21 protein-coding genes are annotated in these 23731 nt (G+C 61.9%); 10 read left to right on the top strand and 11 right to left on the bottom strand.

Translation table 11 applies throughout. The annotated features are described in order from the left end of the window. Position 1 precedes the first annotated feature (1 nt). The 3 genes from rapZ (at position 2) to GUY40_RS19590 (ending at position 2092) form a co-directional block, all read left to right on the top strand. Positions 2–859, top strand: a complete 858-nt coding sequence (gene rapZ / locus GUY40_RS19600) for an RNase adapter RapZ (RefSeq protein ID WP_166570556.1) — start codon at positions 2–4, stop codon at positions 857–859. 16 nt (positions 860–875) lie between these two features. After that, a complete protein-coding gene (locus GUY40_RS19595; RefSeq protein ID WP_166570555.1) occupies positions 876–1148 on the top strand; it encodes an HPr family phosphocarrier protein in 273 nt (90 codons plus the stop codon). Positions 1149–1318: 170 nt separating this feature from the next. After that, a complete protein-coding gene (locus GUY40_RS19590) occupies positions 1319–2092 on the top strand; it encodes an RHS repeat-associated core domain-containing protein (protein ID WP_166570554.1) in 774 nt (257 codons plus the stop codon). Between the two features lie 389 nt (positions 2093–2481). Here the strand turns inward: GUY40_RS19590 and pmbA are convergent, their stop codons facing one another. Then, positions 2482–3828 carry a metalloprotease PmbA gene (pmbA, locus tag GUY40_RS19585; protein WP_166570553.1) on the bottom strand — a complete coding sequence of 449 codons (1347 nt, stop codon included), beginning with the start codon at positions 3826–3828 and terminating at the stop codon, positions 2482–2484. 108 nt (positions 3829–3936) lie between these two features. Here pmbA and yjgA point away from each other — a divergent pair, with 108 nt between their 5' ends. After that, positions 3937–4458 carry a ribosome biogenesis factor YjgA gene (yjgA, locus tag GUY40_RS19580; RefSeq protein ID WP_166570552.1) on the top strand — a complete coding sequence of 174 codons (522 nt, stop codon included), beginning with the start codon at positions 3937–3939 and terminating at the stop codon, positions 4456–4458. Positions 4459–4497: 39 nt separating this feature from the next. Here the strand turns inward: yjgA and tldD are convergent, their stop codons facing one another. From tldD to mreB, 8 genes are all read right to left on the bottom strand, one after another. Beyond that, the gene (gene tldD / locus GUY40_RS19575) at positions 4498–5940 is read right to left on the bottom strand and encodes a metalloprotease TldD (RefSeq protein ID WP_166570551.1); all 1443 of its coding nucleotides are present in this window, start codon (positions 5938–5940) and stop codon (positions 4498–4500) included. A 2-nt stretch (positions 5941–5942) separates the two neighbouring features. Beyond that, positions 5943–6794 (bottom strand): carbon-nitrogen hydrolase family protein, encoded by an 852-nt coding sequence (locus GUY40_RS19570; RefSeq protein WP_166570550.1) that lies wholly within the window; start codon positions 6792–6794, stop codon positions 5943–5945. 14 nt (positions 6795–6808) lie between these two features. After that, on the bottom strand, positions 6809–10624 hold the full coding sequence (locus tag GUY40_RS19565) for a YhdP family protein (RefSeq protein ID WP_166570549.1): 3816 nt from the start codon (positions 10622–10624) through the stop codon (positions 6809–6811). 87 nt (positions 10625–10711) lie between these two features. After that, a complete protein-coding gene (rng, locus tag GUY40_RS19560) occupies positions 10712–12169 on the bottom strand; it encodes a ribonuclease G (RefSeq protein WP_166570548.1) in 1458 nt (485 codons plus the stop codon). Between the two features lie 78 nt (positions 12170–12247). After that, complete coding sequence (locus tag GUY40_RS19555) at positions 12248–12853, bottom strand: nucleoside triphosphate pyrophosphatase (RefSeq protein ID WP_166570547.1); 606 nt, start codon at positions 12851–12853, stop codon at positions 12248–12250. Positions 12854–12905: 52 nt separating this feature from the next. Next, entirely contained in the window at positions 12906–13394 is a 489-nt protein-coding gene (gene mreD, locus GUY40_RS19550; RefSeq protein WP_166570546.1) for a rod shape-determining protein MreD, read from the bottom strand. After that, positions 13394–14443, bottom strand: a complete 1050-nt coding sequence (gene mreC, locus GUY40_RS19545; protein ID WP_178117888.1) for a rod shape-determining protein MreC — start codon at positions 14441–14443, stop codon at positions 13394–13396. Before mreC ends, mreD begins: the two co-directional genes overlap by 1 nt. A gap of 195 nt (positions 14444–14638) precedes the next feature. Beyond that, positions 14639–15676 carry a rod shape-determining protein MreB gene (gene mreB / locus GUY40_RS19540; protein WP_008371426.1) on the bottom strand — a complete coding sequence of 346 codons (1038 nt, stop codon included), beginning with the start codon at positions 15674–15676 and terminating at the stop codon, positions 14639–14641. 208 nt (positions 15677–15884) lie between these two features. Between mreB and gatC the strand changes: the two genes are divergently transcribed. The 6 genes from gatC to GUY40_RS19510 all read left to right on the top strand — a co-directional run bounded on the left by gatC (position 15885) and on the right by GUY40_RS19510 (position 21280). Continuing rightward, on the top strand, positions 15885–16172 hold the full coding sequence (gene gatC, locus GUY40_RS19535) for an Asp-tRNA(Asn)/Glu-tRNA(Gln) amidotransferase subunit GatC (protein WP_166570545.1): 288 nt from the start codon (positions 15885–15887) through the stop codon (positions 16170–16172). Positions 16173–16189: 17 nt separating this feature from the next. Then, the gene (gatA, locus tag GUY40_RS19530; RefSeq protein WP_166570544.1) at positions 16190–17641 is read left to right on the top strand and encodes an Asp-tRNA(Asn)/Glu-tRNA(Gln) amidotransferase subunit GatA; all 1452 of its coding nucleotides are present in this window, start codon (positions 16190–16192) and stop codon (positions 17639–17641) included. An 11-nt stretch (positions 17642–17652) separates the two neighbouring features. Continuing rightward, a complete protein-coding gene (gene gatB / locus GUY40_RS19525; RefSeq protein ID WP_166570543.1) occupies positions 17653–19098 on the top strand; it encodes an Asp-tRNA(Asn)/Glu-tRNA(Gln) amidotransferase subunit GatB in 1446 nt (481 codons plus the stop codon). 326 nt (positions 19099–19424) lie between these two features. Beyond that, the gene (locus GUY40_RS19520; protein ID WP_166570542.1) at positions 19425–19796 is read left to right on the top strand and encodes a septal ring lytic transglycosylase RlpA family protein; all 372 of its coding nucleotides are present in this window, start codon (positions 19425–19427) and stop codon (positions 19794–19796) included. A 48-nt stretch (positions 19797–19844) separates the two neighbouring features. Beyond that, positions 19845–20891: a calcium/sodium antiporter gene (locus GUY40_RS19515; RefSeq protein WP_166570581.1), complete on the top strand. Its 1047-nt coding sequence runs from the start codon at positions 19845–19847 to the stop codon at positions 20889–20891. Between the two features lie 11 nt (positions 20892–20902). Continuing rightward, positions 20903–21280 carry a carboxymuconolactone decarboxylase family protein gene (locus tag GUY40_RS19510; protein WP_166570541.1) on the top strand — a complete coding sequence of 126 codons (378 nt, stop codon included), beginning with the start codon at positions 20903–20905 and terminating at the stop codon, positions 21278–21280. 24 nt (positions 21281–21304) lie between these two features. Here the strand turns inward: GUY40_RS19510 and GUY40_RS19505 are convergent, their stop codons facing one another. Both GUY40_RS19505 and GUY40_RS19500 read right to left on the bottom strand, forming a co-directional pair. Next, positions 21305–22684 (bottom strand): amino acid permease, encoded by a 1380-nt coding sequence (locus GUY40_RS19505; protein ID WP_166570540.1) that lies wholly within the window; start codon positions 22682–22684, stop codon positions 21305–21307. Between the two features lie 47 nt (positions 22685–22731). Then, on the bottom strand, positions 22732–23673 hold the full coding sequence (locus GUY40_RS19500; RefSeq protein ID WP_166570539.1) for an AEC family transporter: 942 nt from the start codon (positions 23671–23673) through the stop codon (positions 22732–22734). Positions 23674–23731: the final 58 nt, after the last annotated feature.

Below are 23731 nucleotides of genomic sequence, written 5' to 3'. Positions count from 1 at the left end.
CATGCGCTTGATCATCGTCAGTGGCCGATCCGGCTCGGGTAAAAGCACCGCCCTCGATGTACTGGAGGACAACGGCTTTTACTGCATCGACAACCTGCCGGCAGGCTTGCTGCCGCAGTTGGCCGAGAATGCGCTGATCAACACCGAGCTGATGCAACCCAAGGTCGCCGTCTCTATCGACGCGCGCAACCTGCCCAGCCATCTTTCGCGCTTCCCTGAATTGCTCGATGAAGCGCGTGGCCGGCACATCCAGTGTGACGTGTTGTACCTGGATGCCGACGAAGAAACCCTGCTCAAGCGCTTTTCCGAGACCCGTCGGCGCCACCCGCTGACCAATCCCGAGCGTTCCCTGGCAGAGGCCATCCGCGTCGAGAGCGAATTGCTCGGCCCGATCGCCGACCTTGCCGACCTCAAGATCAACACCACCAGCCTGAACCTCTACCAACTGCGCGACACCATCAAGTTGCGCCTGCTGGACAAACCCGAGGCGGGCACAGCATTTCTGGTCGAGTCGTTTGGCTTCAAGCGTGGCATGCCGGTCGATGCCGACCTGGTGTTCGATGTGCGCTGCCTGCCCAACCCCTACTGGAAGCCAGAACTGCGCGACCACTCCGGGCTCGAGCAACCGGTAATCGACTATCTGGACGCCCAGCCGGACGTCGAGGAAATGTACCAGGATATCTCCAGCTACCTGCTCAAATGGCTGCCTCGCTTCGCCGCCAGCAACCGCGCCTACGTCACGATCGCCATTGGCTGCACCGGCGGGCATCACCGCTCCGTCTACCTGACCGAGCGCCTCGGCCAGGTCCTGCAGCAATCCCTCAAGAACGTTCAGGTTCGCCACCGCGACCTCAGCTGAAAGGACCCTCCCCGCGATGCCCGCTCTGGAAATCACCATCATCAACAAGCTTGGCTTGCACGCCCGCGCGGCAGCCAAGTTCGTCGGCGTCGCTGGCAAGCACCCTTGCCAAGTCAAGGTTGGGCGCACGCCGCAAACCATGGTCGACGGCAAGAGCATCATGGCCGTGATGATGCTGGCTGCCGGCAAGGGCACCCAGGTTCATCTGCGCACAGAGGGCGAACAGGAACAGGAAGCGCTGAATGCGCTGGTCGAGTTGATCAATAATTACTTTGACGAAGGTGAGTGAACGACCTATCTGTCTCGACCCTCGCCCAATTTTCCAAAACCGCCGCATGGCGGTTTTTTTGTACGTTGCGACTCAGGCAGGTGCCCTACCTAGTAGTTCTGCCAGGTATCCAAATAAGTGACTTTGGCAAAAACTAATAGACCTTCTTTGATAGCGCAGGAGCAACAAAGATGTCTAATACGCCAGACCACCTGATTTCACCCGGCACCACTTTGATCGCAAGCGACTCCCTAAGCTCTGCACTGGTATTTTCCAGTCCTACAGCCCGCCAAGCAGTGATCTATTCTGCTTATGGCTATACGCTACCTGAATTGCACAAAAGGCTTGGTTTCTGCGGGCAGATACGTGAATCGATCGCTGGCATCTATCTCTTGGGAAATGGCTACCGAGGTTACAATTCAACGCTCATGAGGTTTAACAGCCCTGATAATTGGAGCCCCTTCGGAGCTGGTGGGATGAATGCCTATGCCTATTGCCTGGGAGATCCAACAAATTTCAAGGATCCAAGTGGCCATATAAGATTTTTTGGTCGTAGCACAGCCACGACACCCAAAGTTTTGAAAAATGTGCAAATCAACAATCTACCGAAAGAAAAACTCGAATTTGCGACAAATTTCCCGAGCGGATCCCCCGCAAAATCGTTTAACTCGATTCAAGATCTTCAATCGATAGAGCAACATGTCTCCCAAAAATTTGTTCTCACTCAGAAAGGTAGTTTGATCGCTGCCCCCTCCGGCGACCACTTTACTTCTACTTACATTCCACACTCTCTGCTCGCCCCGGGAGAGGAAATCATCAGTGCCGGTAGCCTTGAGCGAGTAGCAAGCAAACGATTTGAAATTAGAGAAAAGTCAGGACATTACCGTCCAAAACCGAAGCATCTGAAGCTTGCGGAAAATCACCTGAAAAACCTTGGAGTCGAGGTCGATATACTCAGCGTCTGACCACAAGCGCCATGCCCTGTCGGCTACCCTCACTGCGGGCAGCCTTAATGCCAGTCATCCAAGGCGCGGAACCGGTAGGATCCGGGCTCATCGGGTCGCCGCACCGCCGCGATGAACGATGACGCGCAACCACTGGAAAACCGCGGCGTCCTCATTCGCGGGCAAGCCCGGCTCCTACATCTATGGTTATCCCCTTTTCTGCAATACTGGTTTTGATGCGTGGTTGGCTTGCTTCCATCTATCCGGCGTGGAAGCCCGACGCAGAGGTCGGGCTTATGGGGGTGAGATCTTGAGGACAATTGTGCTTGCGACCCTCACCTAGCCCTCTCGAGGCGTCGGACCGCCCAGAGGGAGAGGGTTGGGGTGAGGGCCAGCGGACACCGCCGAAATCAGCTGCCAGCCACGGTCATTTTTTCGATCAACACCGAACCTGTGTGAATATTGCTACGAGTTTCAAGATCACTGCCAATCGCGACGATTTGCTGGAACATGTCTTTCATATTGCCGGCAATGGTCACTTCCTGAACAGCAAACTGGATTTCACCGTTCTCAACCCAGAAACCCGCGGCGCCACGCGAATAATCGCCCGTCACCATGTTCAGCCCCTGCCCCATCAACTCGGTCACCAGCAAGCCGCGCCCCATCCGCCGAAGCAGTGCGGCCTGGTCTTCAACCCCGTGAGTAACGAACAGGTTGTGCACACCGCCGGCGTTGGCAGTACTCGGCAACCCGAGCTTGCGACCTGAGTAAGTGCCCAGCACATACGATACCAATTGGCCTTTTTCGACGAACGGTTTGGCGTAGGTCGCCAGGCCATCACCGTCGAATGCGGCGCTAGCCAGTGCACGCGGCAGGTGCGGACGTTCGTCCAGGGTCAGCCACTCGGGGAACAGTTGCTGGCCCATGGCACCTTCAAGGAACGAGGATTTGCGGTACAGGTTGCCGCCCGAAATCGCCGAGAGGAAACTGCCGAACAAACCGCCTGCCAGCTCCGCGGAGAACAGCACCGGCACTTCGCACGTGGGTACCGGACGTGCGCCCAGGCGGCTTGCGGCACGTTGAGCGGCGCGCACACCAATGCTGTGCGGGTCGGCCAGCAACTCGCCCAGACGGTTTACGTCGTACCAATAGTCGCGCTGCATCTGCCCGTCACCTTCGGCGATCATCACGCAACTGAGGCTATGCCGGGTCGAGGCGTAACCGCCAATAAAGCCATGGCTGTTGCCATACACGCGGCAGCCTTGGTGGGTGTTGAGGGTGGTGCCATCGGCGTTCTTGATTCGCGGGTCGGCGTCAAAGGCAGCCGCCTCGCAGGCCAGGGCCTTTTCGATCGCTTGCTCGGGCGTGATGTCCCAGGCGTGGTAAAGGTCGAAGTCTTGCGGATCGCGAGCCATCAGGGCTTTATCGGCAAGGCCTGAGCACTCATCTTCGGAAGTGTGCTTGGCAATGGCCAGTGCCGCCGCCACGGTTTCACGAATGGCATCGCTGCCGCTGGCCGAAGTGCTGGCCGAGCCTTTACGCTGGCCCACATACAAGGTAATGCCGAAACCCTGATCGCGATTGTACTCGACGGTTTCGACCTCACGCTGGCGCACGGTGGTGGACAAGCCCTGTTCCAGCGATACCGCCACTTCGCAGGCGCTGGCGCCCTGGCGGCGAGCCTCGGCGATGATCTGCTCGACCTGCTCCTGCAACTCCGGCAAGGCCTGCGGGCCGACGCTTTGGACTGCGTTCATAGTTTTCTCCACTCAAATTCTGCTTTCGGCGCGGGTCAAGCTACGACCGGGCCGGACAAGCGGCCCCCGACTGGTTATCATGGCGGCGTTTATTAGCGGACTGCCCCCATGGTTGATTACGACGACGCCTTCGACGACGGCGAAAAAAGCAAATCTCAGGTCAAGCGCGAGCTGCATGCGCTGGTGGATCTCGGTGAGCGCCTGACCACACTCAAGCCCGACACCCTGGCTCGCCTGCCCCTGACCGATCCACTGCGCAGGGCCCTGGCCGATGCGCCCAAGCACACCGCGCATATCGCCCGCAAACGGCATCTGTCGTTTATCGGCAAGCTGATGCGTGACCAGGAAGTCGACGCGATTCTGGTGTTGCTCGACCAACTCGATGCCTCCACCCGGCAATACAACGAACGTTTCCACAACCTCGAACGCTGGCGCGATCGCCTGATCGGCGGCACTGACGAGGTGCTGGAGCAATTCGTCGGCGAATACCCTGAAGCGGATCGCCAGCAACTGCGTTCGCTGATCCGTCAGGCCCAGCACGAACAACTGCGCAACAAACCGCCTGCCGCCAGCCGCAAGATCTTCAAATACATCCGCGATCTGGATGAAACCAAACGCGGCTTGCGCTGACATCAACGCGGGCAGCCTTCAGGCGGCCCGCGTCTTTTTTCATGCGCCGGTGCCACCCACCGTGATCGCATCGATCTTCAAGGTCGGCTGACCCACGCCCACCGGTACCGACTGCCCATCCTTGCCGCAGGTGCCTACGCCACTGTCCAGCGACAGGTCGTTACCGACCATCGACACTCGGCTCATCGCCTCCGGCCCGTTGCCAATCAACGTCGCACCCTTGACCGGCGTGGTGATCTTGCCGTCTTCGATCAAGTAGGCTTCGCTGGTGGAGAACACGAATTTGCCGCTGGTGATGTCCACCTGACCGCCGCCGAGGTTGGCGCAGTAGATGCCCTTTTTCACCGAGGCGATGATTTCCGCCGGATCGCTCTGGCCGCCAAGCATGTAGGTGTTGGTCATGCGCGGCATCGGCAGGTGCGCATAGGATTCGCGACGACCGTTGCCGGTACAGGCCACGCCCATCAGACGGGCGTTGAGCTTGTCCTGCATGTAACCCTTGAGCACGCCATTCTCGATCAGCGTGGTGCATTCGGTCGGCGTGCCTTCGTCATCGACGCTCAGCGACCCGCGGCGACCGGCCAGGGTACCGTCATCGACAATGGTGCAAAGGCTGGAGGCAACCATTTCGCCCATGCGACCGCTGTAGGCAGAGCTGCCCTTGCGGTTGAAGTCGCCTTCCAGGCCGTGCCCGACCGCTTCGTGCAGCAGCACGCCGGACCAGCCCGAACCCAGTACCACCGGCAAGGTGCCGGCCGGCGCCGGAATCGCTTCAAGGTTGACCAGCGCCTGGCGCAGGGCTTCACGGGCATAGCCCATGGCCCGGTCTTCGCTCAGGAAGTAGCGGTAATCGGTGCGACCGCCGCCGCCATGGCCACCTCGCTCGCGGCGACCGTTCTGCTCAACGATCACGCTGACATTGAAGCGCACCAGCGGGCGAATGTCTGCGGCCAGGCTGCCATCGGCAGCGGCGATCAGTATGCGCTCCCAGACCCCGGCCAGGCTCACGGTGACCTGCTGGATGCGCGGATCCAAGGCACGGGTGGCGGCGTCGACGCGCTTGAGCAACTCGACCTTCTCGGCCCGGCTGAGAACCTCCAGCGGATTGTCTTCGCCGTACAGGCGCGGGATGTCCTGGCTGGCGAACACCTTCACGGTGCCGTTCTGGCCCGCACGGGAAATCGACCGCGCTGCGCGCGAGGCTTGCAGCAAGGCGTCCTGAGTGATGGCGTTGCTGTAGGCGAAGCCGGTTTTTTCACCGGACTGGGCGCGCACGCCGACGCCTTGGTCAAGGTTGAAACTGCCTTCCTTGACGATGCCGTCTTCCAGCGCCCAGGACTCGGAAATCTGGCCCTGGAAATACAAGTCGGCGGCATCGATGCCGGGACCGGCCAACTCGCCCAACACAGACTGCAGGCTCTCGATGGTCAAGCCACCCGGCGCAAGCAGGTGATCACTGACGGTGGATAACAACTCGCTCATAGTCACTCCGAGGTGTGCGCAGGCCGCAATGCGTCCTGCGAGAAAAATCGCCGGTGACTGGACACCGGCATCCGCGCCCGGATGGACGCCTGTTCACTGCTGTCACGTTCGGCCAGCAGCACGGCTTCGCCTTGATCCTGTTCGGCCAGGATGCGCCCCCAGGGGTCGACAATGGCCGCATGCCCGTAGGTTTCCCTGGGCCCGGGATGGATTCCGCCCTGGGCCGCAGCCAGGACATAGCATTGGGTTTCGATGGCACGTGCGCGTATCAGCACATCCCAATGGGCCGCCCCGGTCACGGCCGTAAAGGCCGACGGGGCGGTAATGATCTCGGCGCCCGCTTCTCGCAGAGCGCTGTACAGCTCCGGAAACCGCAGGTCGTAACACACGCTCAGGCCTACCCGCCCGACTGGCGTGTCGGCCACCACAACGTTTTGACCGTGGGCGTAGTCATCTGATTCACGATAACGCCCCCGACTGTCGGCCACATCGACGTCGAACAGGTGCAGCTTGTCGTAGCGCGCCACCGGCTCGCCGTGCTCGTCCACCAGCAGCGAGCAGGCATGGGACTTGGCCTGCGGCCGGTCGTGCGGCGGCAACGGCAAGGTTCCCGCCACAATCCATAACCTGAGGTCGCGGGCGGCCTGTTTCAACCATGGCAGGATCGGGCCCTGCCCCAACACTTCGGCCTGGCCGATGGCTGCAGCATCACGACGGCCCATGGCGGCGAAGTTTTCCGGCAGCACCGCCAGCCGTGCGCCGCCCTGTGCCGCTTGCTCGAGCAACGCCCGGGCCTGGGCCAGGTTGGCCAGTACGTCGCTCTGGCTGACCATCTGAATCACCGCTAACGACATGCACGACTCCGGGCCTAGCGGGCCTTCTCGAAAGGTTTGATAAAGGTAATCTTAGGCTCTTTCCACGGACCTTCGACGCGATACTGCACACTGGCGAATCGCGCTACCCGATCACCGAGCAGTTTGTCGACCAGAAACAGTGCGCCACCAATGGCCGGCGCGCCGACGATCAACGCCGCCAGCGGCAGGTTGTTGGTTACCTGCAAGCTCACCATCAACTTCGCATCGACACGATCAGCGACCATGTCCAGGGTGCCATCGAGCTCTAGATTGCTGGACGGACCGGTCATGGTGATCGGCTCGCGGGTCACGTATACGCCGTTGCTGGCCTGCAGCAGGCCCTTGACCCGGTCATAGGCCAGGCCTTTGCCGAACAGGTCGGAGAAGTCCAGTCGCAGGCGGCGACCGATCGAATTGAAGTTGAGCAGGCCAAACACCCGCAAAGCCTGGGCGCTGCCTTCGACCTCGACGAACTGGCCATTGCGCAACGTCGCGTCGAGGCTTCCGGAAAGCCGCTTGAGGCCGACCCAGGCCGGTGAACCGGGCCAGCGACCGTCGGCATCGAGGTGGAAACTCTCACTGGTGACAGTGGGTGCAAATTTCCAGGCCTTGAGTACATCGGCGAGATTCTTGCCCTCCAGCCGCCCCTTGAACCAGCTGCTGGTAGCGCCTGGCGCGCCTTCCCAACCGGCATTGCCCGCGAGGGTCATACCCTTGAGGCCAAGGCTCATGTTGTTGAAAGCCACCCCGGTGGCCGTCGGGCGCAGCTTCATCGACCAGGCACCGAGCAACTCGTCGCCCTGGAACAACTTGCCGATCTGCACATCCATGGCCGGGATCTTGCGCGGGTCGCTGGAGGCCAGTGGATCGGGCGGATTTTCTTCAGTGACCGCAGCGGGGTCGGGCGCCGACAAACGCACGGTCGTCAGGTTAATCGCAATAGGCGCGTTCTTGGCATCGGGTGCGCGCATGCTCCCGGTGACTTGCTTGCTGTCGATCTGCAGGGCCCAGTTGTCCGGGTTGCGACGCAAGGCCAGGACCACGTCATCCATATCCATCCCGCCGCCTTTGACACGCCCGATAGTGACGTCGGCACGGCGTAGCAGCTGCTTGGCGCTGCCTTCGGCATCGACATGGGAATAGCGTTCGACTTGAGCCTTCCACGGCTCGAGGTCGAGTTCCGCCAGCCTACCGCGAACCCGCAGGCCCTTGGTGGACGGCACCTGCGCATCGGCGCCGCCGAGCACCAACTCGCCGCGGCCATCACTGGGGCTCGCGGTCGGTGCCGCGTAGGCAAGGTTGGCGACATCGGCGTAATCGACGTCGTAGCGGCGCTCGTCACCTTGCAAGGTCATGCTGAAGGTGGTGTCGCGCGTGTCATCGGCCAGCTTGCCGAAGGGCGCTGGCAGGTCGACCGCCAGGCCCTTGAGATTGGAGTTGATGGTCAACAGGTTGTCGTTGCCGCCGAGCGTCAGTTGCAGCTGATAGGGCAGTTCACCCGTCACCGGCAGTGTCTGCTGGACATGCAGCCAATCGGTGAGTTTGCTGACCTCTACCTGGCCTTTTGCGGTCACGCGGGTACGCAAGGCATCGGGCTTGCCTTCGGCGTGGATCTGCGCGGTGATCGGCTTCCCGAACGCCACGGCAGCGATGTTCTGGCCGCTCAGGCCCTTATCGAAGTCGAAGCGGAAGTCACCCTTGAGCTGGGTCAGTTCAAGCTCCGGCTCGCGGATCTTCAGGCGGGCATTACGGGTGCTGAAGTCCACCAGCACTTTGGGGTGCTCGCCCTTGTGCAGGGGGATGTCGAGGTTGAGCTTGCCCTGCAACGGACCTTCGGCTTCCCAGCCAGCGAAGGTCGGGCCGGTGCCAATGGGCGCGTCCTGAAGGATTTTGATGCCATCGCCAAGGCCACCTTCGAACTCGCCATCGAGGTACAGGTGCGGCTGCGCGCCAGCCCGGACGCGGGGCACGCTGACATTGACGTTGCGGACCTGAGTATCGAGCAGCTGGCCGCTGCGGGCCTGGATTCGCACGCCGCCGTCTTCGATGATCACGTCGCCATCGACCTTGCTGACCACCGGCCAGCCCGGTTGATAGTCCAGGGTCACGTCATGAACCTTGAAAAACAGGCTGATGCTGCGGGCATGGTCCGGGGCGCCACTCTGGATCGAGCCCTGGTACTGGAAATAACCCTCGTCCACTGCGCCTTTGACAATGGCGCCGCGCAGCCACTCATTCAGCGCCGGGCTGAGCACCTTGGGCAGATACTTGCCGGTGTAGCGGCCGTCGCCGTCGACCAGGCCGACGCGCAGGTCCATATAGTCTTCACGCGCCGCATCAAACAGCAGGCGGATCAGGAAGTCGCCGGCAATCCTGCCCTCCTCGCCTAATACCTTCAGGTACGGCGCAACCAGGGTGAGGCCGTCCTGATCGAGGCGCCAGGTGAGCCGCGCATTGGCTTTGAGGTAATGCCAGGGGTCGGCGAAGATCGGGGCCAGGTGCAACATGAACTTCTCGGTATCCAGGCGCAGCTCACCCTGGCCGAGATCGCCGCTGATGCTGCCGCTGACATTCCCGGCCGCCGGTGCGCCGCGATAGGCGTTGAAGCCAACGTTGTCGAGGTTGGCGGCAAAGCTCAGGCGTTGATCGCCCGAAGCCTTGGGCCGGACATCGAGCACCAGGTTGCGCACGCCGCCCGTGATTTTCAGGCCATCGACCACAGCGGCCAGCTTGTCAGGCAAGGGTGCCCAGGCATCGATCAGTGGCGTCAGCGGGGTCAGGTCCAGGCGATCGGCCTGGATATGCCAGGTTTCTTCGGTCGGCTCGCGGGTCGTCACCTGTCGTGCCTGCAGGCGCGACTCCCAGCGTTTGTCGCCGACGCTCATGGCCAGCGAGTTGACCAGCACCTCCATGCCTTGATCCTGACGGCGGAACCAGGCGTTGAGGGCCAGATTCCCGACACCGGCCGGCTTGCGGTCGGCATAGGCACCGCGTAGCGCCGGGGCATTGAGTCGGACCACGGCGCTTTGCAACGCGCCTTTATCCCAGTTCAGCCAGAACTCGCCACCGGCGCGGGCTTCCGTGAGCTTCCACTGCCGGGTCAGGCGCGCTGGCAGCCAGGCGGCCCAATTGCTTTGCGGCAGGCTCAGGTAGGCCTCCAGCTGGCCATCGCGCCATTGGCTGGTGCGGATGCGCGTGCGCAGGTTCAGGGCCATGGGCTGACCGTCAGGCAGGGTCAGGCGCAGGTCCAGGCGCTGACGCACGCTGCCGGTCTTCAGGCTCGCTCCGACATAGGTAAAGGTCATCGGGTCATGCTGGAAAGGTTCGACTGTGACCTGGCTGTCGAGCACCGACAGCCGTGTCACCACCTGCATCTGCTTGAGTAGCTGTTCGGGGTCCAGCGGAATGTCGTCCTTGACCGGCAAGCCCTTGAGGGTCCAGCGACCGCTCTCGTCCTCGGCCAGGTTCAGCTGCAGGCCACCCAGTTCGAGATGGGCGATGCGCACATTGCGCTCAAGCAGGCTCGCCCACAGATCGGGCACCACCCGCACCTGGTCCAGGCGCAAGGCACTGGCGCCCTCGCCCACTTGCACGTCATGGGCCAGCAGCACCGGTGCCAGCCCGCTCCAGCGGCCCTCCAGACTGCCGATCCGAAGGGGGATGCCCAGCGTCTGTTCGGCCTTTTCCTGGACCTGGTCGCGGTACTCGGCGACCAGCGGCACCAGCTCGCGCCCCAGGCTGACATACAAGGCGACCAGCACCGACATCAGCGCACACACCCCCAGACCCCATCGGATCGCGGCAGCCAGAAAGCGAGTCAGACGCTCCATGTCAGCGGTCCCCGAAATATGCTGGAGTAACTATGACCGTGAGGCCGGCTTTTGCCAGTGCCCGCGGCCGGGCTTGAACATCCTGATTCAGAGCAGCACCACGTCGTATTGCTCCTGGGAATACATGGACTCGACCTGGAAACGAATGGTTCGGCCGATAAAGGCTTCAAGCTCAGCGACATTGCCCGACTCTTCGTCCAGCAAACGATCGACCACCTTCTGATTGGCCAACACTCGATAGCCTTCGGCCTGATAGGCCCGCGCTTCCCGAAGAATCTCACGGAAAATCTCGTAGCAGATCGTCTCCGGGGTTTTCAGTTTACCCCGGCCCTGGCAGCACGCGCAGGGCTCGCACAGCACTTGCTCGAGGCTCTCGCGGGTGCGCTTGCGGGTCATTTGCACCAGACCCAGCTCGGTAATGCCGATGATGTTGGTCTTGGCGTGGTCGCGTTCCAGTTGCTTTTCCAGGGTGCGCAACACCTGGCGCTGGTGTTCTTCATCTTCCATGTCGATGAAGTCTATGATGATGATCCCGCCGATATTGCGCAGGCGCAATTGCCGGGCAATGGCCGTGGCCGCCTCCAGGTTGGTCTTGAAGATGGTTTCCTCAAGGTTGCGGTGGCCGACGAACGCACCGGTATTGACGTCGATGGTCGTCATGGCCTCGGCCGGGTCGACGACCAGGTAGCCGCCGGACTTGAGCGGCACCTTGCGCTCAAGGGCGCGTTGTATCTCGTCCTCGACGCCATAGAGGTCGAAGATCGGCCGCTCGCCCGGGTAATGCTCCAGACGGTCGGCAATCTCCGGCATGAGCTCGCCGACGAACTGCGTGGTTTTCTGGAAGGTTTCCCGGGAGTCGATCCGGATTTTCTCGATTTTCGGGCTGACCAGGTCGCGCAGTGTGCGCAGGGCCAAACCAAGGTCTTCGTAGATTTCGCTGGGCGCGCCGACAGTCTTGATCTGCGCGCCGATCTGGTCCCAGAGCCTGCGCAGGTAGCGGATGTCCATCAGGATTTCGTCGGCGCCGGCGCCTTCGGCGGCGGTGCGCAGGATAAAGCCGCCGACTTCCTTGATGCCTTCCTGGGCAACGCAGTCGCTGACCACCTGCTTGAGCCGCTCACGCTCGCTTTCGTCTTCGATCTTCAGCGAAATACCGACATGGCTGGTCTTCGGCATGTAGACCAGGTAGCGCGACGGGATCGACAGTTGGGTGGTGAGGCGCGCGCCCTTGGAACCGATCGGGTCCTTGGTGACTTGCACGACCAGGCTCTGCCCTTCGTGCACCAGGGCGCTGATGGTCTCGACCGAAGAGCCTTCGCGCATGGAGATTTCCGAGGCGTGAATGAAGGCGGCGCGGTCCAGCCCGATATCGACGAAAGCCGCCTGCATGCCTGGCAGCACGCGCACGACCTTGCCTTTGTAGATGTTGCCGACGATCCCCCGGCGCTGAGTCCGCTCGACGTGGACTTCTTGCAAAACACCGTTTTCTACCACCGCCACGCGCGATTCCATTGGCGTGATGTTGATCAGGATCTCTTCACTCATGGCTGGGTCTCGTCAAGATGTACACGATAATGATGGATCCTGCGCCGACTGTCTGCGAGTCGGCTGGGGTACGCGCACTTAGCGCGCCCGCAGGCTTTGCCAGCAGGGTATGCCGAAATCAGCCAGCAGCGCTGCTGTTTCGCACAGGGGCAAACCGACAACGGCCGAATAACTGCCATGCAGGTGGGTCACGAAGACGGCTCCCAGCCCCTGGATTGCATAGCTGCCAGCCTTGTCCCGAGGTTCGCCGTTGTCCCAGTAGGCCTGGGCCTCTTGCACGCTGATGGGACGAAAACCGACCTTGCTTCGGACATTGCGCACCTCACAGCGCTGACCATCGAGCACTGCCACGGCGGTCAGCACCTCGTGCTCGCGGCCCGACAAGGCGGCGAGCATGGCCAGGGCGTCGGCTTCATCGACCGGTTTGCCGAGAATCTGCCCGTCGAGCACCACGGCCGTGTCGGCGCCCAGCACGATGGTGGGAGCACCGGACTCGGTGGCCGCCAGCAGCGCCTGCCCCGCCGCCGCCTTGCCGCGTGCCAGGCGCTCGACATAGGCCGCAGGGCTCTCGCCCGGCAACGGGGTTTCATCGATGTTGGCGCTGATGGTGGTGAAGGGCACGCCGATCTGCGTCAGCAGTTCGCGCCGACGGGGGGAGCCGGAGGCCAGATAGAGCGGGTTCATCAAGACATCTCCCTGTCGGAGCCGAAAGACCGTAAAGCGGCTCGCGCCGGGCTCAATTGATGCTCAGTCGACGGCGCAGACCACGCAGCCCAAAGCTCACCCATGGCCAGAGCAAGGCGCTGACCACGGCGGGCAACAGCAGTGCGAGGGTGGGCTGGCGGTTACCGGTCAAGGCACTGAGCCACAGCTGAACCAGTTGAGCGAGACCGAAGATAACCAGGATCACCAGGCTTTGCTGCCACATGGGGAACATGCGCAGGCGCTGCTGCAACGACAGCACCAGGAAGGTGATCAAGGTCAGGATCAAGGCATTCTGGCCGAGCAAGGTGCCATACAGCACGTCTTCTGCCAGGCCCAGTAGAAACGCAGTGGTCATGCCGACCTTGTGCGGCAGCGCCAATGACCAGAAGGCCAGCAGCAAGGCCAGCCACAGGGGCCGAAGGATTTCCATGAACTGCGGCAGCGGCGAGACGCTGAGCAGCAGGCCGATCAGAAAGGTCAGCCAGACGACCCAGCCGTTCCTGGCACGTGTTGTAACCATTAGTGCCTCTCCCGTGAGGTGGTCGACGCTGTGCCGTGGCCGTTGCTGCGCGCGGCCGGCGCCGGGGCGACAGCCGGAGCCGCGGCGGGCGCAACAGCCGGTGTGGCGGCAGGCGGAGCAGAGATTGCCGGCGTTGCTGGAGTGGCGGGTGCAGCTGGAGAAGCCGACGTTGCACCGCTATTGGCGCCGCCTGGCAGGCCTTGTCGGTCAGCGGCTTCCTGCGCCTGGGCAGCATCGCTGGCGCGCTGTTCCGGCGAGCGGCTGTCGGTGAACACCAGCAGCAAATAACGGCTGCGGTTCAGGGCGGCGGTCGGTACGGCGCGCACAATGGCAAACGGCTGACCGGAATCGTGGATGACTTCCTTGACGGTGGCCACCGGATAACCCGCCGGGAAGCGCTGCCCCAGGCCTGAACTGACCAACAGGTCGCCCTCCTTGATGTCAGCGGTGTCGGCCACGTGGCGCAATTCCAGACGTTCCGGATTACCGATCCCGCTGGCAATGGCGCGCAGCCCGTTGCGGTTGACCTGCACCGGGATGCTATGGGTCGTGTCGGTGAGCAGCAGCACCCGTGAGGTGTACGGCATCAACTCGACGACCTGCCCCATCAAGCCGCGCGCATCGAGCACCGGTTGACCGAGCACGACGCCGTCGCGCTCCCCCTTGTTGATCAGGATGCGGTGACTGAACGGGTTCGGGTCCATGCCGATCAACTCGGCCACTTCGACCTTTTCATTGACCAGTGCCGAGGAATTGAGCAACTCGCGCAGCCGAACGTTCTGCTCGGTCAGGGCCGCCAGCTTTTGCAGGCGACCTTGCAGCAGCAAGGCTTCGGTCTTGAGTTTTTCGTTTTCGGCGGCAAGCTCGGTACGGCTGCCGAACTGGCTGGCCACGCCTTGCCACAGGCGCTGCGGCAGGTCGGTGACCCAGTAGGACTGCATCAAGACCAGTGACATCTGGCCACGCACAGGCTTCAACACCGTGAAACGGGCGTCGACCACCATCAACGCGACCGATAGCACCACCAGCACCAGTACGCGTACGCCCAATGAGGGGCCTTTGGCGAAAAGCGGTTTAATAAGCCGCTCCTCGTGGGCAAATGATCAATAGGTCAGTCATACGGCAGCGAACCGGTCTGGAAGCGGATTGGCAAAAACGACGCCCGACAGGCGCCGGCCCGACGCATACAGGTAGCACCGCTGGCGCGACCTGTAAACGGGGCAGCAGGACGTACAGCTCCGGGCTTATTCGCTGGAGAGCAGGTCCATGGTGTGCTTGTCCATCATTTCCAGCGCACGACCACCGCCGCGGGCGACGCAAGTCAGCGGGTCTTCGGCGACGATCACTGGCAGCCCGGTTTCCTGAGCCAGCAGCTTGTCCAGGTCACGCAGCAGTGCGCCACCACCGGTCAGCACCAGGCCGCGCTCGGCGATGTCCGAAGCCAGTTCCGGAGGCGATTGCTCCAGGGCGCTTTTCACCGCCTGGACGATGGTCGCCAGCGATTCCTGCAGGGCTTCGAGCACTTCGTTGGAGTTCAGGGTGAAGGCACGCGGTACGCCTTCGGCCAGGTTGCGGCCACGGACGTCGACTTCGCGGACTTCGCCACCCGGGTAGGCGGTACCGATTTCCTGCTTGATGCGCTCGGCGGTGGATTCACCGATCAGGCTGCCGTAGTTGCGACGCACGTAGGTCACGATCGCTTCGTCGAAGCGGTCGCCGCCGACGCGCACGGACTCGGCATAGACCACGCCATTCAGGGAGATCAGGGCGATTTCAGTGGTACCACCGCCGATATCGACGACCATCGAACCACGCGCCTCTTCAACCGGCAGGCCGGCACCGATGGCGGCGGCCATTGGCTCTTCGATCAGGAATACTTCACGCGCGCCGGCACCAAGTGCCGATTCACGAATGGCCCGACGCTCCACCTGGGTGGATTTACACGGTACGCAAATCAACACGCGCGGGCTGGGCTGCAGGAAGCTGTTTTCGTGAACCTTGTTGATGAAATACTGCAGCATCTTTTCGCAGACGCTGAAGTCGGCGATGACGCCGTCCTTCATCGGACGAATGGCAGCAATGTTGCCAGGCGTACGGCCCAGCATGCGCTTTGCTTCGGTACCGACAGCGACGACACTTTTCTGGTTGCCGTGGGTGCGAATGGCCACAACCGATGGCTCATTCAGGACGATACCGCGCTCACGCACGTAAATAAGGGTGTTGGCCGTTCCCAGGTCGATCGAAAGATCGCTGGAGAACATGCCACGCAGTTTCTTGAACATGGGAAAGTGACCCTAGGCAACGCGTGGGTAAAAAAGTGCGGCAAACTCTAACAATGGCAGGGATTTTGGGCAAGGCGCCAATATGTTAAATTGGTCGTTTTTCCGAGCATGCCCTCACCTGATCGCGGCCATCTGACCGTAGAATCACTGATGTGTTCCAATATCGACGAACGGTAACATTCCGTTTCGTTTTCCACTGGAGAATCCCATGGCGCTTGAACGCTCCGACGTGGAAAAAATCGCTCATCTGGCTCGTCTGGGCCTCAATGAAGCCGATCTCCCACGCACCACCGATGCATTGAACCGTATTCTCGGGCTGGTCGACCTGATGCAAGCCGTCGACACCAGCGGTATCGAACCGCTGGCCCACCCGCTGGAAGCCAGTCAGCGCCTGCGCGCCGATGTGGTCACCGAGCACAACCAGCGCGACGCCTATCAGGCCATCGCACCGTCCGTCGAAAACGGCCTGTACCTGGTTCCGAAAGTCATCGAGTAAGGGATTAAGAGCCTGCCATGCATGAATTGACTCTGGCCGAGATCGCCCGCGGACTCGCCGACAAGAAGTTCTCCTCCGAAGAGCTGACCCGTGCGCTGCTGACGCGCATCCATCAACTCGACCCGCAGCTTAACAGCTTCATCAGCGTCACCGACGAACTGGCCATCAGCCAGGCCCGTGCCGCCGACGCCCGCCGCGCAAACGGCGAAAGCGGTGCCCTGCTGGGTGCTCCGCTGGCGCACAAAGACCTGTTCTGCACTCAGGGCATCCGCACCAGCTGCGGTTCGAAGATGCTCGACAATTTCAAGGCCCCTTACGACGCCACGGTCGTGTCGAAACTGGCGGCTGCCGGTGCCGTGACGCTGGGCAAGACCAACATGGACGAATTCGCCATGGGCTCGGCCAACGAGTCCAGCTACTACGGCGCCGTGAAAAACCCATGGAACCTTGAACACGTGCCCGGTGGCTCGTCCGGTGGCTCCGCCGCGGCCGTGGCTGCGCGCCTGCTGCCCGCTGCGACCGGCACCGACACTGGCGGTTCGATTCGCCAGCCGGCAGCGCTGACCAACCTTACCGGCCTGAAACCGACCTACGGTCGTGTTTCGCGCTGGGGCATGATTGCCTACGCATCGAGCCTGGATCAGGGCGGCCCGCTGGCCCGCACCGCCGAAGACTGTGCGCTGTTGTTGCAAGGCATGGCCGGCTTCGACCCGCAAGACTCCACCAGCATCGATGAGCCAGTGCCTGACTACAGCGCCAACCTCAACGGCTCGCTGGAAGGCCTGCGCATCGGCCTGCCGAAGGAATACTTCGGTGCCGGTCTCGACCCGCGCATCGCCGAGCTGATCATGGCCAGCGTCAAGGAGCTGGAAAAGCTCGGCGCGGTGGTCAAGGAAATCAGCCTGCCGAACATGCAGCATGCCATCCCGGCGTACTACGTGATCGCGCCAGCCGAAGCCTCGTCGAACCTGTCGCGTTTCGACGGCGTGCGTTTCGGCTACCGCTGCGAGAACCCGGCCAACCTGACCGACCTTTACGAGCGTTCGCGCGCCGAAGGTTTTGGTGCTGAAGTCCAGCGCCGGATCATGGTCGGTGCCTACGCCCTGTCCGCCGGCTACTACGATGCCTATTACCTGCAGGCGCAGAAAATCCGCCGCCTGATCAAGAACGACTTCATGACCGCCTTTGGCGAAGTCGACGTGATCCTCGGCCCGACCACGCCTAACCCGGCCTGGAAAATCGGCGCCAAGAACAACGACCCGGTCGCTGCCTACCTGGAAGACGTCTACACCATCACTGCCAACCTCGCCGGCTTGCCGGGCGTGTCGATGCCGGCCGGTTTCGTCGAAGGTCTGCCAGTCGGCGTCCAGTTGCTGGCTCCGTATTTCCAGGAAGGCCGCCTGCTCAACGTTGCGCACCGCTATCAGCAAGTGACTGACTGGCACACGCGCACACCAACCGGCTTCTGAGGGGTCCACACATGCAATGGGAAGTTGTCATCGGGCTGGAGATTCACACCCAGCTCGCCACCCAGTCGAAGATTTTCTCCGGCAGCGCCACCACATTCGGCTCCGAGCCGAACACCCAGGCCAGCCTGGTTGACCTGGGGATGCCCGGCGTCCTGCCGGTGCTGAACCAGGAAGCCGTGCGCATGGCCGTCATGTTTGGCCTGGCGATCGACGCCGAGATTGGCCAGCACAACGTGTTCGCGCGCAAGAACTACTTCTACCCGGACCTGCCCAAGGGCTACCAGATCAGCCAGATGGAACTGCCGATCGTCGGCAAGGGCCACCTGGACATTACCCTGGAAGACGGCACGGTCAAGCGCGTCGGCATCACCCGTGCGCACCTTGAAGAAGACGCCGGCAAGAGCCTGCACGAAGACTTCAGCGGCTCAACCGGTATCGACCTGAACCGCGCCGGCACCCCGCTGCTGGAGATCGTCTCCGAGCCGGACATGCGCAGCGCCAAGGAAGCCGTGGCCTACGTCAAGGCCATCCATGCGCTGGTGCGCTACCTGGGCATTTGCGACGGCAACATGGCCGAAGGCTCGCTGCGTTGCGACTGTAACGTGTCGATCCGCCCGAAAGGCCAGGCCGAGTTCGGCACCCGCTGCGAGATCAAGAACGTCAACTCGTTCCGCTTTATCGAGCGCGCGATCAACAGCGAAGTGCAACGCCAGATCGAGCTGATCGAAGACGGCGGCAAGGTTGTCCAGCAAACCCGCCTGTACGACCCGAACAAGGACGAAACCCGCGCCATGCGCAGCAAGGAGGAAGCCAACGACTACCGTTACTTCCCCGATCCGGACCTGCTGCCGGTGGTGATCGAGGATTCGTTCCTGGACGCCACCCGCGCCACCCTGCCGGAACTGCCGCCGCAGAAGCGCGAGCGCTTCCAGTCCCAGTTCGGCCTGTCGGCCTATGATGCCAGCGTGCTGGCTTCCAGCCGCGAGCAAGCGGACTACTTCGAGAAGGTCGTGAGCATCGGCGGCGACGCCAAGCTGGCCGCCAACTGGGTCATGGTCGAGCTGGGCAGCCTGCTCAACAAGCTGGGCCTGGAAATCGACCAGGCGCCGGTCAACGCCGAGCAATTGGGCGGCATGCTCAAGCGCATCAGCGACAACACCATCAGCGGCAAGATTGCCAAGATGGTCTTCGAGGCCATGGCGGCCGGTGAAGGCGACGCTGACCAGATCATCGAAGCACGCGGCCTGAAACAGGTGACTGACACCGGCGCCATCGAGAAGGTACTCGATGAAGTGCTGGCGGCCAACGCCGAGCAGGTCGAACAGTACCGTGCGGCGGATGAAGCCAAGCGCGGCAAGATGTTCGGCTTCTTCGTCGGCCAGGCGATGAAAGCGTCCAAGGGCAAAGCCAACCCGCAGCAAGTGAACCAATTGCTCAAAAGCAAGCTCGAAGGCTGATTGCCTGTGTGTAGGAGCCGGACTTGCCCTAATGCCAGTCAGTTAAGGCGAGATCCATGTAGGAGCGGCGGTCCGGCGTCCCGGCCTGGCCGCGATGGGCCGCACAGCGGCCCCTTAGGCCAGTGACATCTGCGACTCAGCTTGCGAGTGCAGGTGGTTTCAGAATCGCCGGGGCCGCTGCGCAGCCCATCGCGGCCAGGTCCGCTCCTACAGGAGGTTTGCGCCAGATCTGAAAGCGGCTCTGATGCTTAACTGGCATTGGGGCTCGCCCGGCTCCTACGCAAACCCGACAGGTTCACAAATAATCAGCGAGTTGGAGAACACCTATGTGGCGTCTGTTGAGTGCCAGCCTTATGCTGACCCTGCTGGCCGGTTGCGCCAGCCATGACATTGATTCTGGCGGTTATGACAAGAAAGGCGTCGCCTCTTATTACGGTTCTCGCCACCATGGCAAGCGCACTGCCAGCGGCGAACGCTTCAACCAGCACGGCCTGACCGCCGCCCACCGCAGTTTGCCATTCGGCACCCGCGTTCGCGTGACTAATCTGAGCAATGACCGTTATGTTGTGGTGCGCATCAATGACCGCGGCCCGCATACGCGTGGCCGGCTGATCGACCTGTCGCGCGCCGCCGCCGACAAACTGGGCATGCTGCGCAGCGGTACCGCCCGCGTACGGATACAAAGCCTCGACGACTGACTGGGAGCCTTGACCATTTTCGACCTGGCCGCCTTACCCACCTTCAGCCTGCTGCAGTTGATCATTGGTCTGTTGCTGCTGGTGCTCGGTGCGGAATTGCTGGTGCGTGCCGCCATTCGCCTGGCAGCCGCGCTAAAGGTTCGCCCGCTGATCATGGGCCTGAGCATGGTCGCCTTCGGCAGCAGCGCGCCGCAATTGGCGGTCAGCCTGCAAGCCGCGATTACCGGCGTGCCCGACATTGCCGTCGGCAGTGTGCTGGGTAGCAATATCTTCAATATTCTGGTGACGCTGGGCCTGTCGGCGCTGATCATTCCGTTGCGTGTATCGCGGCAACTGGTGCGCCTGGACATCCCGCTGATGATCGGTGCCAGCCTGCTGGTCTGCGTGCTGGCCTGGAATGAAGTGCTCGGGCCGCTGGAAGGTTTGCTGCTGCTGATTGCGTTGCTGGTGTACCTGGGCCTGCTCTGGAATCAGTCACTTCACCATGGTCGCACTTATCCACATGCCGATGACAAGACCGCACACGTCCCCTGGCTCAAATGCACTTCGCTGATGCTCGGCGCCCTGGCGCTGCTGACGGTTGCAGGCCATCTGGTACTGGAAGCAGCCGTCGAGGTCGCCGTCGACCTGGGGCTGTCGGAGCGGATCATCGGACTGACCGTTGTCGCCGTGTGCACATCGCTACCGGAACTGGCGACCTCCCTGATTGCAGCTATTCGCGGCGAGCGGGAAATTGCCGTGGGTAACGTCATCGGCAGCAACCTGTTCAATCTGCTCGGCGTGCTTGGCGTCACCGCCCTGCTCGCGCCGGCCCCGCTGTCCGTCTCCCCTAATGCATTGGATTTCGACTTGCCGGTCATGCTCGGCGTCGCGCTGTTGACCCTGCCGGTGTTCTACTCCGGCTACCGCGTGACCCGGGCCGAAGGGGTGCTGTTCCTGTGCCTGTACCTTGCCTACGGCCTGCACGTGGTGTCGTTCACCACCGGCATGGCGCTGGCCAATCGGCTTGAACACTTGATGCAGTTTTACCTGCTGCCAGTACTTGCACTGTATCTGCTGCTCAGTACGGTGCGTGCCTGGCGCCACCAACAATAGGAGAGGCTTTGATGACCGATAACAACAACACATCCGGCGAACAGATCCGCCGCCAGGTCATGGGCGATGAGTTCGTCGACCGGGCACTGGGCAATGCGACCGCTTTCACTCAGCCCCTGCAGGAATTCGTCAATGAGCACGCCTGGGGCGGCGTCTGGAACCGCCCGGGCCTGGAGCTCAAGACCCGCAGCCTGATCACCCTCGCGACGCTGACCGCGCTCAAATGCCCGCAAGAGCTCAAGGGCCATGTGCGTGGCGCCCTGAACAATGGCTGCACGGTCGAGGAGATTCGTGAAGCCCTGCTGCATTGCGCCGTCTATGCCGGCGTACCGGCGGCGATCGATGCGTTCCGTGCCGCCCAGGAAGTGATCGACAGCTACAGCAACTGATTGATCACTGCCCGGCGCCTGCGATCAGGAAACGGCAGGCGACTTGGCGGCCTTGTCGTTCTTTTTCTTGAGCCAGTAGGCGAAGCCCAGTACCGCCAGCCACACTGGAATCAACAGCACCGAAATACGGATGCCCGGGGTCATGTACATGATGACCAGGATGACTGCCAGGAATGCGAGACAGAGGTAGTTGGTGAACGGGTAGCCCCAGCTCTTGTAGAAGGTGGTCTGCCCCGCAGCCTGCTTGGCCCGGCGGAATTTCAGGTGAGTCATGCTGATGATGCCCCAGTTGATCACCAGCGAAGACACCACCAACGCCATCAGCAGGCCAAAGGCTTTGGCCGGCATGATGTAGTTGATCACTACGCACAGCCCGGTCGCGAGCGCCGAAATCCCCAGCGCCGCCAGCGGTACGCCGCGCTTATTGACCTTTAGCAGGCTGCGCGGAGCATCGCCCTGCTCGGCCAGGCCGAACATCATGCGGCTGTTGCAGTACACGCAGCTGTTGTAGACCGACAGCGCGGCGGTCAGCACCACCAGGTTGAGCACGGTAGCCACGACGTTGCTGTCCAGTGCGTGGAAAATCATCACGAATGGGCTGCCGCCGTCGGCCACTTTGGTCCACGGGTAAAGGGACAACAGGATCGCCAGTGCACCGATGTAGAACAGCAGGATGCGGTAGATCACCTGATTGGTCGCGCGCGGGATGCTGTGCTTCGGATCGCTGGCTTCAGCGGCGGTGATGCCCACCAGCTCCAGGCCACCGAAGGAAAACATGATCACGGCCATGGCCATCATCAGGCCGCCAACGCCATTGGGGAAGAAGCCGCCGAACTGCCACAGGTTGGCAACGCTGGCATCCGGCCCGCCGGTGCCGGTGGCCAGCATCCAGGTGCCGAAGGCGATCATGCTGACAATCGCGACCACTTTGATCAGCGCGAACCAGAACTCCGTCTCGCCGTAGACTTTGACCTGGGTCAGGTTGATCAGGTTGATGAGTACAAAGAACACCGCTGCCGACGCCCAGGTCGGGAAGCCCGGCCACCAGTACTGGATATAAATGCCGACCGCGGTCAACTCTGCCATCCCCACCAGCACGTACAGTACCCAATAGTTCCAGCCGGACATGAAGCCGGCCAGCTCACTCCAGTAACTGTGGGCAAAGTGGCTGAAGCTACCGGAGACCGGTTCTTCCACCACCATCTCGCCGAGCTGGCGCATGATGAAAAAGGCGATCAGCCCGGCAATGCCGTAACCGAGCAGCACCGAAGGCCCGGCCAGTTGAATGGTCTGGGCGATGCCCAGAAACAACCCCGTGCCGATGGCGCCGCCCAGGGCGATCAGCTGGATATGCCGATTTTTCAAGCCCCGGTGCAAACGCTCGGGGGCAGCTTGTTGTTCCATTGGAGTTCCTTTGGCTGCCGCAGCAGCGATGTGTTCGTGTAACGCGTTCAGATCCAGCCGCCCCATTGCAGCAGGAAGATGCCGATGTTGGTCGTCACCGCCGCTGCCAGGGTGGTTATTACAATGATTGCAGCCGCCAGTTCGTGGTTGCCGTTGGCCGAGCGGGCCATGACATAGCTGGCGGCAGCGGTCGGGCTGCCGAAATAAAGAAACAGGATACCCAGTTCCGCACCACGAAAGCCGTACAACCAGGCGCCGAATGTCGCGAGTATCGGTATCCAGACCATTTTTGCCATGCTCGCACTGATCGCCATTTTGCCGCTGGCACGCAGAGATGCCAACGACAGGGTACCGCCGATGCAAATCAGCGCCAGTGGCAGGGTCATCTGAGCCAGATAGTCGCTGGAAGTCAGCAACCAGTTGGGCAATGGCACCTCCCCATAGGCCATGGGCGTGGCCAGCAGCACGCTGATGATCAGCGGATTGCACAGCACGCTTTTGAAGATGCTCCAGGGGTCGGATTTAATGCTTGGGCTGTAGATCGCCAGGACGATGGTCGACAGCGAGTTGTACAACAGAATCACCACGCCCGCGAGAATCGCCCCCAGGGAAATCCCGTAATCTCCGTACATGCTGGCCGCCAATGCCAGGCCGATGACGCCGTTATTGCCGCGAAACGCGCCCTGAGTGTAGATGCCCCGGTCCTCGCGCGGGCAGCGCCAGATCGCCAGGCCCCAGGCCAGGGCAAAGCCTGCGAAGGTCGCCACCGTGAAAAAGATCAGCAGGCCAGGCTGCATCGCCGCACCCAAGTCGGCGTGATAGATCCCCAAAAACAACAGCGCCGGCATGCACACGTTGAACACGAGTGTCGAGGCGCTGTGGATAAAGTTGTCGTTGATCAGGTTCACGCGCTTGAGAAACACGCCCATGAATAGCATCGCAAATACCGGTGCCGTGATATTCAGGGTTTGGACAAAAAGGGCCAGCATGCGGTAAGAACCTGTTGCCTGTTTTCAGGTGGCCCATGATAAGCCAGCGCATGGGGCG

The sequence above is a fragment of the Pseudomonas sp. R5(2019) genome (genome assembly GCF_009905435.1).
Lineage (GTDB): Bacteria > Pseudomonadota > Gammaproteobacteria > Pseudomonadales > Pseudomonadaceae > Aquipseudomonas.
This window is presented reverse-complemented; position numbering and strand designations above follow the sequence as displayed.

Excerpts from the sequence above, each read along its gene's own strand:
- GUY40_RS19570 (WP_166570550.1), bottom strand. The coding sequence starts at position 6,794 with ATGTCGTTAGCGGTGATTCAGATGGTCAGCCAGAGCGACGTACTGGCC.
- GUY40_RS19500 (WP_166570539.1), bottom strand. The coding sequence starts at position 23,673 with ATGCTGGCCCTTTTTGTCCAAACCCTGAATATCACGGCACCGGTATTT.
- GUY40_RS19595 (WP_166570555.1), top strand. The coding sequence starts at position 876 with ATGCCCGCTCTGGAAATCACCATCATCAACAAGCTTGGCTTGCACGCC.
- rng (WP_166570548.1), bottom strand. The coding sequence starts at position 12,169 with ATGAGTGAAGAGATCCTGATCAACATCACGCCAATGGAATCGCGCGTG.
- GUY40_RS19520 (WP_166570542.1), top strand. The coding sequence starts at position 19,425 with ATGTGGCGTCTGTTGAGTGCCAGCCTTATGCTGACCCTGCTGGCCGGT.
- GUY40_RS19505 (WP_166570540.1), bottom strand. The coding sequence starts at position 22,684 with ATGGAACAACAAGCTGCCCCCGAGCGTTTGCACCGGGGCTTGAAAAAT.
- GUY40_RS19565 (WP_166570549.1), bottom strand. The coding sequence starts at position 10,624 with ATGGAGCGTCTGACTCGCTTTCTGGCTGCCGCGATCCGATGGGGTCTG.
- GUY40_RS19590 (WP_166570554.1), top strand. The coding sequence starts at position 1,319 with ATGTCTAATACGCCAGACCACCTGATTTCACCCGGCACCACTTTGATC.
- GUY40_RS19510 (WP_166570541.1), top strand. The coding sequence starts at position 20,903 with ATGACCGATAACAACAACACATCCGGCGAACAGATCCGCCGCCAGGTC.
- gatA (WP_166570544.1), top strand. The coding sequence starts at position 16,190 with ATGCATGAATTGACTCTGGCCGAGATCGCCCGCGGACTCGCCGACAAG.
- tldD (WP_166570551.1), bottom strand. The coding sequence starts at position 5,940 with ATGAGCGAGTTGTTATCCACCGTCAGTGATCACCTGCTTGCGCCGGGT.
- gatB (WP_166570543.1), top strand. The coding sequence starts at position 17,653 with ATGCAATGGGAAGTTGTCATCGGGCTGGAGATTCACACCCAGCTCGCC.
- pmbA (WP_166570553.1), bottom strand. The coding sequence starts at position 3,828 with ATGAACGCAGTCCAAAGCGTCGGCCCGCAGGCCTTGCCGGAGTTGCAG.
- mreB (WP_008371426.1), bottom strand. The coding sequence starts at position 15,676 with ATGTTCAAGAAACTGCGTGGCATGTTCTCCAGCGATCTTTCGATCGAC.
- mreD (WP_166570546.1), bottom strand. The coding sequence starts at position 13,394 with ATGGTTACAACACGTGCCAGGAACGGCTGGGTCGTCTGGCTGACCTTT.
- GUY40_RS19555 (WP_166570547.1), bottom strand. The coding sequence starts at position 12,853 with ATGAACCCGCTCTATCTGGCCTCCGGCTCCCCCCGTCGGCGCGAACTG.
- gatC (WP_166570545.1), top strand. The coding sequence starts at position 15,885 with ATGGCGCTTGAACGCTCCGACGTGGAAAAAATCGCTCATCTGGCTCGT.
- rapZ (WP_166570556.1), top strand. The coding sequence starts at position 2 with ATGCGCTTGATCATCGTCAGTGGCCGATCCGGCTCGGGTAAAAGCACC.
- yjgA (WP_166570552.1), top strand. The coding sequence starts at position 3,937 with ATGGTTGATTACGACGACGCCTTCGACGACGGCGAAAAAAGCAAATCT.